Origin of the sequence: Microbacterium testaceum, from assembly GCF_003075375.1 — a bacterium.
In the GTDB taxonomy this organism is placed as follows: domain Bacteria; phylum Actinomycetota; class Actinomycetes; order Actinomycetales; family Microbacteriaceae; genus Microbacterium; species Microbacterium testaceum_E.
Window position 1 is genome coordinate 57,245 of sequence record NZ_QDFT01000015.1, and the last position, 12,930, is coordinate 70,174.

Consider the following 12,930-nt stretch of genomic DNA (forward strand, 5'->3'; position numbering starts at 1 on the left):
CGTGCCCGCGTCAGGCTGGCGTCTCCGCCTTCCGGCGGCGGTAGGCGTTGACGTTCATCCGGTTCCCGCAGTTGCCCGAGTCGCAGTACCGCTTCGAGCCGTTCTTGGAGAAGTCGACGTAGACGCCGTCGCAGTCGTCGGCGTCGCACACGCGGATGCGCCCGTATTCGTCGGCGCGGATGACGTCGACGAACGCCATCGCCGTCTCGACGAGCATGCGCTGGGCGAGGTGGTCGGACGCCTCGGACGCGTGGATGTGCCAGTCGAACTCGTCGTGACGCACCAGCTGCGGCAGCGCCCGCCCGTCGCGCAGCATCGCGTTGACGAGGGGCACCGCGGCGTCGCGGTCGACGTTCCACAGCCGCTGGATGCGGGGGCGGATGCCGCGCACCGCGGCCAATTCGCGGTCGTCGCGCACTCGCGAGCCGGTGTAGGTGTGCCGCTCGGCGAAGTCGTCGAGCTCGGCCATCGTCGTGAGGCTGTCGACCCCGCTCGCCTCGGTGTGGGGCAGGGTGTTGACCAGCTCGACGGTCGCGCGCAGCACCAGTTCGGTGTCACGGATGAAGACCATGTTGACTCCTGACATTCCCAGGTCGTACTGTCACGAGTGTAAACGTTCTTGACCCCTGACAGCAGGCCCGCATGACCACGTCGTCCGTCACCCTCCCCCGTCCCGTCCGCCACGGCTCCGGCGCCGTCACGGGACTGCTCATCGCCGTCGCCTCGGCCCTGGCCTTCTCGTCCAGCGGCCCCTTCGTCAAACCGCTGCTCGACGGCGGGTGGTCGCTCGGCGCCGTGCTGCTCGTGCGCATGGGCGTCGCCGCCCTGCTGCTCTCGCCGGCGCTGATCACGGCCGTCCGCCGTCAACGCGGCTTCGTCCGGCGCCACGGCCTGCTCATCCTGGCCTTCGGGCTGACCGCGGTGGCCGGATGCCAGGTGTTCTACTTCGCGGCGATGCAGCGGATGCCGGTCGCCGTCGCCCTGCTGATCCAGTACATCGCACCCGTGCTCATCGTCGTCGCCGTGTGGGTGCGCACGCGTCGGGCGCCATCCAAGGCCGTCCTGGTCGGTTCGGTCGTCGCGATGACGGGACTCGTTCTCGTCGTCGACATCAGCGGCGCGCGCTTCGACCTGCTCGGCACGCTCTTCGCGCTGTGCGCCGCGGTGTGCGCGGCCGCCTACTTCGTCATCGCCGGGCGCACCGGCGACGACCTGCCGCCCCTCGCCCTCGCCGCCGGCGGCCTGCTCGTCGGGACCGCGCTCATGGGCGCCCTCGTGGCCGTCGGGGTGCTGCCGTTCGCCGCCCCCTCGATCACGGTGTCGCTCGCGGGGCTCGAGGTGCCCGGCATCCTGCCCCTGCTCTGGGTGGGCGCCGTGGCGACGACCCTCGGCTATGCGCTCGGGGTCATCGCGGTGCCGCGGATCGGCTCGAGACTGGCGTCGTTCGTCGGCCTGAGCGAGGTGCTGTTCGCGCTCGGCTTCGCCTGGCTGCTGCTCGGCGAGGCGCCCGCGCCGATCCAGTTCGTCGGTGGCGCGCTCATCCTCGCGGGGGTGGTACTGGTGCGCCTGGATGCCGGGAGCCCCGCCGAACCGAAGGCCGAGACGTCGAGCATCCCGGTGGTGCCGTCGCCCTAGACGCGAGGGCGGGGCCCGGCGTCAGGCGTGCTCGCGCGCGAGACGCATCAGCGGATCGACGCGGTAGCCGATCACCTCGCCCATCACCAACGACGTCTCGGTGCGCTCGACACCCTCGATCGCGAGGATGCGCGCGTCGGTGTCGAACAGGTGCTGCGTGTCGCGGCACGCCACGCGCACGAGCAGATCGACCTGTCCGCTCAGCCCGTGCGCCTGCAGCACCTCGGGCACCTTCGCCAACTCGTCGCGGATCGCCGGCAGCTCGGCCTGGCGCACCGTCACCTGCAGGAACGCCTCGATGGGGAACCCCAGCGCCTCGGCCGACAGCGTCCGCTCGAACGACAGGAACACCCCGCCGCGCTCGAGCCTGCTCATGCGCGCCTGGACGGTGTTGCGCGACAGGCCGAGCTTCTCGGCGAGCGCGACGACGGTGGCCCGCGGGTCGGCGGACAGGGCGCGGAGGAGGTCGAGGTCGACCGCGTCGAGCTTGCTCATGCTGCGAAACATTAGCAGTGCGGCTGCCTCGCGCAATGCGCACTGTGCTCAATATGACGGCGAGGTCTTGAGCGGGGTGCATTCCGCGCGTACGGTCGGCCACGTCGGCGCCGTTGCCGGCACCCGGACCGCCCGGGCTCTCACGAGGAGCCCCGGCCGCACCTGGAGGGATGACGATGACGTACACCCAGACCACGCCGGAGCAGGGGACCGCCGACCGCGGACCCGCCGGCACCCGCGGCGACGTGGACGACGTCGTCCGCCTGCTCGACGTCGACGGCACGCGCCTGCCGGACACCGAGCTCGATCCGTTCATCGCCGACCTGTCGCCGCACGAGCTGCGCGCGCTGCACCGCGACATGGTCCTCACCCGTCGCGTGGACGCCGAGGGCGTCGCCCTGCAGCGCCAGGGACAGCTCGCCCTCTGGGCGCCGTGCCGCGGACAGGAGGCCGTCCAGGTCGGCACCGCCCACGCCCTCGCCCCGGGCGACTTCGTCTTCCCCAGCTACCGCGAGCACGGCGTGCTGCTCGGTCGCGGGGCGAAACCGGCCGACTACGTCCTCGCCTGGCGCGGCGAGGAGCACTCCGCGTACGACCACACCACCATCAACGCCGCACCACCCCAGATCATCATCGGGGCGCAGTCCCTGCACGCCACCGGGTGGGCCATGGGCGCCCAGCGCGACGGCTCGACCGACGTCGCGGTCGCCTACTACGGCGACGGCGCCACCAGTCAGGGCGACGTCAACGAGGCGATGGTGTTCGCCTCGTCGTTCCGCGCCCCCGTGGTGTTCGTCTGCTCGAACAACCAGTGGGCGATCAGCGAGCCCGTCACCGTGCAGGCGAAGTACCCCATCGCGGGTCGGGCGCCGGGGTTCGGCATCCCGAGCATGCGCATCGACGGCAACGACGCCCTCGCCTGCGTCGCCGCGATGCGCTGGGCCCTGGACCGCGCCCGACGCGGAGAAGGACCGTCGTTCATCGAGGCGGTGACCTACCGCATGGGCCCGCACACCACGAGCGACGACCCCACGCGCTACCGAGACGCCGACGAGGTCGAGGCGTGGACGCGCCGCGACCCCATCGCCCGCCTCGAGGCGTACCTGCGCGCCGAGGGCGTGCTCGACGACTCGGGACTCGACGAGGTCGCCCGCGCGGCCGACACGCTCGCGGCCGAGGTGCGCGCCGCGTGCATCGGGGCCACCACCCGCGACCCCGGGACGATGTTCGACCACGTCTACGCCGAGCCCCACGCCGCGCTCGCGCAGCAGAAGGCCGACTACCTCGACTACCTCGCCGGCTTCGAGCAGGAGGGCGACCGATGAGCACGCTCACCCTGGGATCGGCCCTCAACGCCGCCCTCGCCCGCACCCTGCAGGATGACGACAAGGTCCTGCTCATGGGGGAGGACATCGGCAAGCTCGGCGGCGTCTTCCGCGTCACCGACGGTCTGCAGCAGCGTTTCGGCGCCCAGCGCGTGATCGACAGTCCCCTCGCCGAGGCCGGGATCGTCGGCACCGCGGTCGGTCTCGCCCTGCGCGGTTACCGCCCGGTCGTCGAGATCCAGTTCGACGGGTTCGTCTACCCCGCGTTCGATCAGATCGTCTGCCAGGTCGCCAAACTGCACTACCGCAGCAACGGACGGATCCGGATGCCGATGGTCATCCGCATCCCCTGGGCCGGCGGCGTGGGAGCCGCCGAGCACCACTCCGAATCGCCCGAGGCCTACTTCGTGCACACGGCGGGCCTGCGCGTGGTCGCCGCCTCGAACCCGCAGGACGCGTACGTGATGCTGCGGCAGGCCGTGGCATCCGATGATCCCGTCATCTTCTTCGAGCCGAAGAGGCTGTACCACTCCAAGGGCGAGGTCGACCTGGATGCCGACCTGGCCGACGCCCCGCCGATGCACCTCGCCCGCGTGGCCCGAGAGGGCACCGACGCCACGATCGTCACCTACGGCGCCCAGGTGCGCACCGCGATGGACGCCGCGCTCGCCGCGGAGGACGAGGGCATCTCGCTCGAGGTGATCGACCTGCGCTCGCTGTCGCCGCTGGACATGAACACCGTCGCCGCCTCGGTGCGCAAGACCGGACGCGTCGTCGTCACCCACGAGGCCGCGCGCGAGGCGGGGGTGGGGGCGGAGTTGGTGGCGAGTATTACCGAGCAGTGCTTCCACCACCTCGAGACGCCGCCGCAACGCGTGACCGGGCACGACATCCCGTATCCGCCGTCGAAGCTCGAGAAGCACCACGTCCCCGACCTGGACCGCATCCTGCACGCCGTGGACCGCGTCCTCGAGCGCGGAGCGGGTACGGAGGTGCTGTCGTGATCGCCGAGTTCCGCCTGCCCGACCTGGGCGAAGGTCTTCCCGAGGCCGAGATCGTGCAGTGGCTGGTCGCCGAGGGCGACGACGTCACGCTCAACCAGACGATCGCCGAGGTCGAGACGGCCAAGGCGATCGTCGAGATCCCCTCGCCCTACGCGGGCACCGTGCAGGGCCTGCACGCCGCGGCGGGAGATGTCGTGGCGGTCGGGTCGCCGCTGGTGTCGTTCGCGGTGGAGGGGGCGGATGCCGGGGGCCCGGCGGCGGGCACGGGGGCCGGCACGGCGGCGCGCGGTTCTGCGAGCTCCGCGTCGGCGGCGGGCCGTCCTGCGGAGCCGGCGGCCGAGACGCCCGCGGTCGCGGCGGGTGACCCGCGTGTCGCCGGCGACCTCCAGACGACGGCGGCGGGGACGACCGCCGAGTCCTCCGGCGCGACCCCCAACCTCGTCGGCTACGGTGCGGCGCCGTCGACCGGCGCCCGGCCCCGACGCCGCGCCCGCGGCGGATCCGGGCCCCTCGCCCTCGACGTCGACACCGCGATGCGCAAGGCTGCGCCGCACGACATCGTGCGCACGGGCCCGATCGACCTGCCGGTGGAGCGCCCGCGGTCCACGCCTCCCGTGCGCAAGCTCGCCAAGGACCTCGGCGTCGACCTCGTGCTCGTCGCCGCCGCCCACCCGGGCGAGACGGTGACCCGCGCGCACGTCGAGGAGTTCGCCGCCCGCACTCCCGCGTCGGGCGGGGTCCCGGCATCCGCTGCTCTTCCCGCCCCTCCGGCGTCGACGGTCCCCCCGGCCGCTCCCGACCCGCGCGTCACGCGGACGCCGATCCGCGGCGTGCGCAAGCACACGGCCGCGGCGATGGTGCAGAGCGCCTTCACCGCACCGCACGCGACGACGTTCCTCACTCTCGACGTGACCGCGACGACCGAGCTGCTGGCCTCGCTCAAGACCGACCGGGCCCTCGACGGGCATCGCATCGGACTGCTCGCGATCGTCGCGAAGGCGGTGTGCCTCGCCCTGGGTCGTACGCCCGCGCTCAACGCGAAGTGGGACGAGGCGAACGGCGAGATCGTCGAGCACCACTACGTCGGCCTCGGCATCGCCGCCGCGACCGACCGCGGCCTGGTCGTCCCCGTGATCGCCGACGCCGACCGCCTCGACCTGGTCGACCTCGCCGACGCGATCGCCGAGCTGGCCGCCACCGCGCGCGCCGGCCGAACGGCCCCGGCCGCCATGACCGGGGGGACGTTCTCGATCACCAACGTCGGTGTCTTCGGTGTGGATACCGGGACCCCGATCCTCAACCCGGGAGAAGCCGGGATCCTCGCCGTCGGCGCCCTGCGCCGCACCCCGTGGGAGCACCACGGCGAGATCGCCCTGCGCGACGTGCTGACCCTCAGCCTCTCGTTCGACCACCGCCTGGTCGACGGGGCCGAGGCGGCGCGGTTTTTGACGGACGTCGCCGGCGTGCTGCGCGAGCCCGGAAGGGCGATGCTGCTGCGCTGAGCGGGTCCCCGTCGCCATCGCGCGGCGGGCCGGGTGCCGGGGGAGTGGTCGCCCTCGGCACCTCCCGCGCGTCGAGTGTCCACGACACCCGGACGGGACATCGGGGGCGTCCGGGTGTTCTGGACACTCGAGCGGCTGAGAGTGGGGGCGGGGGTAATGGGACGTCGGCGGCGGCGGGGGCGGGAGGGCGTCGTGACGGGGGTGGGCCGGGACCGGGGTGGGCGCAACGCGGCGGGAGGCCGGGTTGACGCGCAGGCAACGTGCTCGGAGGACGCCCGAGGTGAGACGGGGACGTCAGGCCCGCAGCGCCGCGAGGGCCATGCGGGTCAGCGTCGGCCGCACGCGCGAGGCCGGGACGCCGCGCACACTGTGCGGTGTCGAGTTGATCAACCCGAAGCACGCGAGGGCCCGCACGCGCCGTTCCGCGGGGGTCTCGGCATCCGGATCCGCGCCCGCGAGGGCGGCGGTCCAGACCTCGACGTACGCGTTCTGCAGGGTGCGGACCGTGCGGCGGTCGGCGGCCGAGAGGCGATCGAGGTCGCGGTCCTGCACGCGGATGACGTCGGCTTCGGCGAGCGCGAACGCGACGTGGAAGTCGACGAGCTGCCGCAGCAGTCCCGACGCCGGGTACACGTGCGCCGGATCCGGGGATGCCAAGTGCCCCGCTGCCGGATCCAGGGTTCCCGGGTGCCACGCTGCCGGATCCGCGGATGCCGGGTGTGCACGGCTGCGGAGGGATTCAGCGACACGCCGCTCAGCGGCGGCCGAGGGCGGCGTGTCGGCGAGGGCGTCCGCCGTTGTGCACGGCGCGGTGGGGCCCGGCGTTGGGACCGGTGCACGGCGGCCCGCCGTTGTGCTCGGCGCGGTGGGGCCAGGCGTTGCGAGCGGGGCTGCGACCTCGCGGCCACCCCGCAGCAGCCGTTCGCTCACGTCCACGAGGATGGCGCCGAGCAGTGCCTGCTTGCCCGCGACGTGGCGGTAGACGGCGGGTCCGCTCACGCCCGCCGCGGCGCCGATCTCTTCGAGGGTGACGCCGTCGAAACCCCGCTCGGCGAACAGGCGGGCGGCCGCGGCGAGAAGGGCGCGGCGACGCTCCGCCTTGGCGCGGTCGCGTGCCGTTCCCGCCGCGACGACGCCGGTCGCGGCGATGGGGACGTCGCTGCGTGTGCGAGCCGGGGCCGCGCCCGCATCGGGCCGCCCGCGCGTCGGGTCCGGGCCCGTGGCGGTGCCGGGCCGCTCGGCCGCCGGGCCCGGGGTCTCGCGCGCCGGGTCGGGCCGCTCGGCCGCCGGGTCCGGGGTCCCGCGCGCCGGGTCGGGCCGCTCGCGCTCCGGGCGTGGACCCGCGCCCGCGTCGGGCCGCTCGCTCGCTCTTGTCATCGGCATCCGCTCGGACTAATCTGGCATTCCAGTTAGCCAACATTAACTGAAATCCTCCCCCGACGGAACGATCCCGAGGGACACGACGGTGCCGTCGACGATGCGGCCCCGAGACGGAGCCGCCATGAGCACAGCACCGGTCACCGAACCCATCCCGGCCGCGCCAGAGCGCCCGCGATCCTCGGGCAGCGCCCCCGCCGGATCCGCGCCCACCCAGGCCGCCCTCGCCGCCGCCCTGCGCGAGACGCTCGCCCGCACCGCTCGCGGCGGTTCGGACGCCGCCCGCGCCCGCCACACCGCCCGCGGCAAGCTGCTCGCCCGCGACCGCATCGATCGTCTGCTCGACGAAGGCAGCCCGTTCCTCGAGGTCGCCCCGCTCGCCGCGCACGGTCTGTACGACGGCCAGGCCCCGGGCGCCGGCGTCGTCGCGGGCATCGGGCTCGTGCACGGTCGCCACGTCATGGTCGTCGCCAACGACGCCACGGTGAAGGGCGGAGCGTATTTCCCCCTCACCGTCAAGAAGCACCTGCGCGCGCAGGAGATCGCGCTGGAGAACCGCCTGCCGTGCATCTATCTCGTCGACTCCGGTGGGGCGTTCCTGCCGATGCAGGACGAGGTGTTCCCCGATCGCGACCACTTCGGCCGGATCTTCCGCAACCAGGCGCAGCTGTCGGCTCGTGGCATCCCGCAGATCGCCGCGGTCATGGGCTCCTGCACCGCCGGAGGGGCGTACGTCCCGGCGATGAGCGACGAGAGCGTGATCGTGCGGGATCAGGGCACCGTGTTCCTCGGCGGACCGCCGCTGGTCAAGGCCGCGATCGGCGAAGACGTCACGGCCGAACAGCTCGGCGGCGGCGACCTGCACGCCCGCCGCTCCGGAGTCGTCGACCACCTCGCCGACGACGACGAGCACGCCCTCGAGATCCTCCGCGACATCGTCCGCACCCTGCCGCCCACCCCGGCCCCCGTCTGGGCGGTCGAACCGGCGAAAGACCCCGTCCGCGACCCCGCCGACCTGTACGACCTCGTCCCCGTCGACGTCACCCGACCGGTCGACATGCGCGCCGTCCTCGACACCCTGGTCGACGCCGACTCTCTGCACGAGTTCAAAGCGCTCTACGGCGAGAGCGTGATCACGACCTTCGCGCGCATCCACGGCCACCCCGTCGGCGTCATCGCGAACGACGGGGTGCTCTTCAGCGAGTCCGCGCTCAAGGCCGCGCACTTCATCGAGCTGGCCGATCAGCGCGGCATCCCCCTGCTCTTCCTGCAGAACATCACGGGGTTCATGGTGGGCCGGGATGCCGAGGCCGGCGGCATCGCCAAGGACGGCGCCAAGATGGTCACCGCCGTCGCCACCACGCGCGTGCCGAAGCTCACCGTCCTCGTGGGGGGATCGTACGGAGCCGGCAACTACGCCATGTGCGGCCGGGCGTACGACCCGCGGTTCCTGTGGACCTGGCCCGCGAGTCGCATCTCGGTCATGGGCGGGGCGCAGGCGGCATCCGTCCTCTCCACCGTCACGCGCGATCAGCGCGCCGCGCGGGGCGAGGAGTGGACGGATGCCGAGCAACGGGCGTTCGAGGAGCCCATCCGCGCCCGGTACGAAGAGCAGGGCGACCCCTTCTACGCCACCGCCCGCCTGTGGGACGACGGCGTGATCGACCCCGTCGACACCCGCACGATGCTGGGACTCGCGCTCGACGTCGTCAGCCGGGTGCCGCTCGCCGACCGGGGCTTCGGCCTCTTCCGGATGTGAGCGCCGTGACCGTCACCCACCCGCCCCGCCTGTTCTCGTCGGTGCTCGTCGCCAACCGGGGCGAGATCGCGCGTCGCGTGTTCCGCACCCTGCGCCGTCTCGGCATCCGTTCCGTCGCCGTCTACACCGACGTGGATGCCGACGCGCCCCACGTGCGCGAGGCCGACCGGTCCGTGCGCATCCCGTCGTACCTCGACATCGACGCCGTCGTCTCGGCGGCGGTGTCGACGGGCGCCGAGGCCGTGCACCCGGGATACGGATTCCTCAGCGAGAACGCCGGCTTCGCCCGGGCGTGCGCCGACGCGGACGTCGTGTTCGTCGGGCCCGGCGTCGACGCGCTCGAGGTGATGGGCGACAAGATCCGCGCGAAAGAGCACGTCGCCGCGCACGACGTGCCCACCGTGCCCGGATTCTCGGCGGCGGGCCTGACCGACGCGCAGATCGCGACCGAGGCCGAGCGCGCCGGTTACCCCCTGCTCGTCAAGCCGTCGGCCGGCGGGGGCGGCAAGGGGATGACGGTCGCCACCGGGCCCGCCGATCTCGCCGATGCCCTCGCCACCGCCCGACGCGTCGCGCGGGCGGCCTTCGGCGACGACACCCTGCTGCTCGAGCGCCTGCTCGAACGGCCCCGGCACATCGAGGTGCAGGTGCTCGCCGACGCCCACGGGACGACCGTCTCGCTCGGCGAGCGCGAGTGCACCCTGCAGCGGCGGCACCAGAAGGTGATCGAAGAGGCACCGTCGCCCGTGGTGGATGCCACGACCCGGGCCCTCCTCGGCGAGGCCGCCGTCGCCGCGGCGCGCAGCGTCGGCTACCTCGGCGCCGGAACCGTCGAGTTCCTCGTCGCCGGCGATCGCGTCGACGAGCCGTTCTTCATCGAGATGAACACGCGCCTGCAGGTCGAGCACCCGGTCACCGAACTCGTCACGGGGGTCGACCTCGTCGAGCAGCAGCTGCGCGTGGCCGCCGGCTTCGCGCTCGAGCTCGGTCCCACCCCGATCGAGGGGCACGCGATCGAGGCGCGCGTGTACGCCGAGACGCCCGCCCGCGGCTACCTTCCCGCCACCGGGACCGTCACCCTCTGGCAGCCGGGCGACGCCCGCATCGACAGCGCCGTCGAGACGGGCAGCGTCATCAGCGCCGCCTACGACCCCATGATCGCCAAGGTCATCGCGCACGGCCCCGACCGTGCGACCGCCCTCGCCCGCCTGGACGCCGCGCTCGCCGGCACCGTCGTGCTCGGCGTCGACACGAACATCGCCGACCTGCGCGCGCTGCTCGCCGACCCGGCGGTCCGGGCCGGCGACCTCGACACCGGACTGCTCGACCGGCGGGGGACCCCCGCCGCGCCCGAGGTGCCCGCGGCGGCCCTCGCCGGGGTCGCGAATCGCATCGTGGATGCCGACGCCCCCGACGACCGCTCGGTCTGGGGTCGCGTCGGGGCGTGGCGCCCCGACGACCGCTCGGTCTGGGGTCGCGTCGGGGCGTGGCGCGCGGGGGGCGCAGCGCCCCGCCGCACGGTCTTCGTCGAGGACGACGCCGGACGCGTGCACGACACGGCCCCGGGCGCGAGCGATGCCACGGTCGTCGGCGGTCCCGACGAGTTCTGGGTGCACGCGGAGGGCGGGGCCCACCGCCTGCGGGTGCTGTCGCGACGGGACGCGTCCGCCCGGCGCCGGGCCGCGGCGCACAGCGAGCCGGGTGCCCTCGATCCCGACCTGCTCGCACCCCTGCCCGGAACCGTCGTCGCCGTGCACGTCACCGACGGCGCCTCCGTCGAGGCCGGCGCCCGCATCGTCACGATCGAGGCCATGAAGATGGAGCACACGATCGTCGCCCCGCACGCCGGGATCGTCCGGCTGCGCACCGTGGCGGGTGCCCGGGTCGCGCGCGATGCGGTCGTCGCGACGGTCGCGCCCGCGGTCTCCGAGCCGGCGCCCGTCCCGGCCGTGTCCACGACGCCCGCTCATCCCGCGCGCACAGACTCCGCGATGTGCACAACCTCCGTCGCGGATACGGCGCGTTCGACTGAGGATGTGCGCATCGCGGAGGATGCGCGCGGCGCCGCCCCCGTGCCGGCCCCCGCTCCCGCGCCCGAACCCCACGAACCCGCCGGCACCCCGGCATCCCTCCCTCCCTCATCCCACAAGGAGACGCACCCGTGAGCATCGACAGCCAGCAGGCCTTCACCGACGACGAACGCGAACTGAGCGCCATGGTGCGCGAGTTCGCCGACGAGGTGATCGCCCCGCGCTCCTACGAGGCCGACCGCTCCCACGAACTCCCGCTCGACCTCGTCGCGCAGATGGGCGACCTGGGGCTGTTCGGCCTGCCGTTCCCCGAAGAGGTCGGCGGACAGGGCGGCGACTACGCCAGCCTGTGCGTCGCGATCGAGGGCGTCGCGCGGGTCGACCAGTCCATGGCCATCACCCTCGAAGCGGGGGTGGGCCTGGGCGCCATGCCGATCTACCGCTACGGCACCGAGGCGCAGAAGGCCGAGTACCTGCCCGACCTCGTCGCCGGTCGCGCGCTCGCCGGGTTCGGGCTGACCGAGGCCGAGGCCGGGAGCGACGCGGGCGCCACGCGCACCACCGCGCGGCTCGAGGACGGCGAGTGGGTGATCGACGGGACCAAGCAGTTCATCACCAACTCGGGCACGGCCATCACCCGCTTCGTGACCGTCACCGCGGTCACCGGTCGCACGGGCGACCGCCCCGAGATCTCGACGATCATCGTGCCCAACGGCACCCCCGGATTCACCGTGGGCCCCGCCTACGACAAGGTCGGCTGGAACGCCAGCGACACCCACCCGCTCACCTTCGACGGCGTGCGGGTGCCCGAGGCGAACCTGCTCGGCGAGCGCGGTCACGGCTTCAAGAACTTCCTGCGCACGCTCGACGAGGGGCGCGTCGCGATCGCCGCCCTCGCCACCGGTGCCGCCGAGGGCTGCCTCGAAGCCGCGGTCGACTACGCCCGCAGCCGCACGGTCTTCGGCGAGCGCCTGTCGACGCGCCAGAACATGCAGTTCCTGCTCGCGCGCATGCACGCCCGCGTGCACACCGCCCGCCTCGCGTGGGTGCACGCCGCGCGCCTGTGCGACGCCGGCAAGCCGTTCTCGGTGGATGCCGCGGTCGCCAAGATGACCGCGAGCGACGCCGCGATGGCCAACGCCCGCGACGCCACGCAGGTGTTCGGCGGCAACGGGTTCATCAACGAGTACCCCGTCGCCCGCCACTACCGCGACTCGAAGATCCTCGAGATCGGCGAGGGGACCACCGAGGTGCAGCTCATGGTGATCTCGCGCGCGCTGGGACTCACCGGTACCGTGGCCGCATGATCGAGCAGCGGGGCCTGTACCTGGAGGAGTTCGTCGTCGGCGAGAGATACGCCCACCGGCCCGGTCGCACGGTGACCGACGCCGACAACGTGCTCTTCACGACGCTGACGATGAACCCGCAGGCCCTGCACCTGGATGCCGCGTACTCCGCGACGCAGCCCTTCGGCCGCCCGCTGGTGAATTCGATGTGGACGCTGTCGACCCTCGTGGGCCTGTCGGTCGCGCAGCTCACCCAGGGCACGCTCGTCGCGCAGCTGGGGCTGACGGACGTGAGTTTTCCCGCGCCGATGTTCGTCGGCGACACCCTCGTCGCCGAGACCGAGATCGTGTCGGTGCGGCCCTCGGCATCCCGTCCCGGTCAGGGGGTCGTCGTCATGGCCCACACCGGACTCTCGCAGAACGACGAGGTCGTGGCGACGGCGACGCGCACGGTGTTGATGTGGTCGCGGGAGGGCGTCTCGTGACGTTCGACCTGGGTCCCGCGCTGCATSAACAC

At 73.2% G+C, this 12,930-nt stretch carries 11 protein-coding genes and 1 pseudogene; 8 read left to right on the forward strand and 4 right to left on the reverse strand.

Going from position 1 to position 12,930, the window contains the following annotated elements; all coding sequences use genetic code 11:
* Positions 1 to 10 precede the first annotated feature (10 nt).
* Positions 11 to 571, reverse strand: a complete 561-nt coding sequence (locus DC432_RS08020; RefSeq protein ID WP_116537408.1) for a CGNR zinc finger domain-containing protein — start codon at positions 569 to 571, stop codon at positions 11 to 13.
* Between the two features lie 71 nt (positions 572 to 642).
* Here DC432_RS08020 and DC432_RS08025 point away from each other — a divergent pair, with 71 nt between their 5' ends.
* A complete protein-coding gene (locus DC432_RS08025; RefSeq protein ID WP_116537409.1) occupies positions 643 to 1,635 on the forward strand; it encodes an EamA family transporter in 993 nt (330 codons plus the stop codon).
* 21 nt (positions 1,636 to 1,656) lie between these two features.
* Here DC432_RS08025 and DC432_RS08030 read toward each other — a convergent pair whose 3' ends face one another.
* Entirely contained in the window at positions 1,657 to 2,130 is a 474-nt protein-coding gene (locus DC432_RS08030; RefSeq protein WP_108319574.1) for an Lrp/AsnC family transcriptional regulator, read from the reverse strand.
* A 170-nt stretch (positions 2,131 to 2,300) separates the two neighbouring features.
* On the opposite strand from DC432_RS08030, the gene pdhA reads away from it, so the two are divergent.
* From pdhA to DC432_RS08045, 3 genes are read left to right on the forward strand one after another with little or no spacing between them, the layout of a single operon-like run.
* Complete coding sequence (pdhA, locus tag DC432_RS08035) at positions 2,301 to 3,455, forward strand: pyruvate dehydrogenase (acetyl-transferring) E1 component subunit alpha (protein WP_243393071.1); 1,155 nt, start codon at positions 2,301 to 2,303, stop codon at positions 3,453 to 3,455.
* The gene (locus DC432_RS08040) at positions 3,452 to 4,459 is read left to right on the forward strand and encodes an alpha-ketoacid dehydrogenase subunit beta (RefSeq protein ID WP_116537410.1); all 1,008 of its coding nucleotides are present in this window, start codon (positions 3,452 to 3,454) and stop codon (positions 4,457 to 4,459) included. Before pdhA ends, DC432_RS08040 begins: the two co-directional genes overlap by 4 nt.
* Complete coding sequence (locus DC432_RS08045) at positions 4,456 to 5,961, forward strand: dihydrolipoamide acetyltransferase family protein (protein ID WP_116537411.1); 1,506 nt, start codon at positions 4,456 to 4,458, stop codon at positions 5,959 to 5,961. The genes DC432_RS08040 and DC432_RS08045 overlap by 4 nt, the downstream gene beginning before the upstream one ends.
* Before the next feature lie 294 nt (positions 5,962 to 6,255).
* On the opposite strand, the gene DC432_RS16775 is transcribed toward DC432_RS08045, so the two are convergent.
* Together DC432_RS16775 and DC432_RS08050 are read right to left on the reverse strand one after the other, a co-directional pair.
* The gene (locus DC432_RS16775; protein ID WP_333485419.1) at positions 6,256 to 6,594 is read right to left on the reverse strand and encodes a hypothetical protein; all 339 of its coding nucleotides are present in this window, start codon (positions 6,592 to 6,594) and stop codon (positions 6,256 to 6,258) included.
* 243 nt (positions 6,595 to 6,837) lie between these two features.
* Positions 6,838 to 7,110: pseudogene (locus DC432_RS08050) on the reverse strand (TetR/AcrR family transcriptional regulator); the annotation flags it as partial.
* A gap of 352 nt (positions 7,111 to 7,462) precedes the next feature.
* Here DC432_RS08050 and DC432_RS08055 point away from each other — a divergent pair.
* From DC432_RS08055 to DC432_RS08070, 4 genes are read left to right on the forward strand one after another with little or no spacing between them, the layout of a single operon-like run.
* Positions 7,463 to 9,097, forward strand: coding sequence for a carboxyl transferase domain-containing protein (locus tag DC432_RS08055; protein WP_116537412.1), 1,635 nt, complete (start codon positions 7,463 to 7,465; stop codon positions 9,095 to 9,097).
* Between the two features lie 5 nt (positions 9,098 to 9,102).
* Entirely contained in the window at positions 9,103 to 11,262 is a 2,160-nt protein-coding gene (locus DC432_RS08060; RefSeq protein WP_243393072.1) for an acetyl/propionyl/methylcrotonyl-CoA carboxylase subunit alpha, read from the forward strand.
* Complete coding sequence (locus tag DC432_RS08065; RefSeq protein WP_116537413.1) at positions 11,259 to 12,434, forward strand: acyl-CoA dehydrogenase family protein; 1,176 nt, start codon at positions 11,259 to 11,261, stop codon at positions 12,432 to 12,434. The genes DC432_RS08060 and DC432_RS08065 overlap by 4 nt, the downstream gene beginning before the upstream one ends.
* Positions 12,431 to 12,898 (forward strand): MaoC family dehydratase, encoded by a 468-nt coding sequence (locus tag DC432_RS08070; RefSeq protein ID WP_116537414.1) that lies wholly within the window; start codon positions 12,431 to 12,433, stop codon positions 12,896 to 12,898. The genes DC432_RS08065 and DC432_RS08070 overlap by 4 nt, the downstream gene beginning before the upstream one ends.
* The last annotated feature ends 32 nt before the right edge of the window (positions 12,899 to 12,930 follow it).

Bases quoted from the DNA above. Each gene is read 5' to 3' on its own strand.
- DC432_RS08040 (WP_116537410.1), top strand. From the start codon at position 3,452: ATGAGCACGCTCACCCTGGGATCGGCCCTCAACGCCGCCCTCGCCCGC.
- DC432_RS08020 (WP_116537408.1), bottom strand. From the start codon at position 571: ATGGTCTTCATCCGTGACACCGAACTGGTGCTGCGCGCGACCGTCGAG.
- DC432_RS08070 (WP_116537414.1), top strand. From the start codon at position 12,431: ATGATCGAGCAGCGGGGCCTGTACCTGGAGGAGTTCGTCGTCGGCGAG.
- DC432_RS08025 (WP_116537409.1), top strand. From the start codon at position 643: ATGACCACGTCGTCCGTCACCCTCCCCCGTCCCGTCCGCCACGGCTCC.
- DC432_RS08055 (WP_116537412.1), top strand. From the start codon at position 7,463: ATGAGCACAGCACCGGTCACCGAACCCATCCCGGCCGCGCCAGAGCGC.
- DC432_RS08030 (WP_108319574.1), bottom strand. From the start codon at position 2,130: ATGAGCAAGCTCGACGCGGTCGACCTCGACCTCCTCCGCGCCCTGTCC.
- pdhA (WP_243393071.1), top strand. From the start codon at position 2,301: ATGACGATGACGTACACCCAGACCACGCCGGAGCAGGGGACCGCCGAC.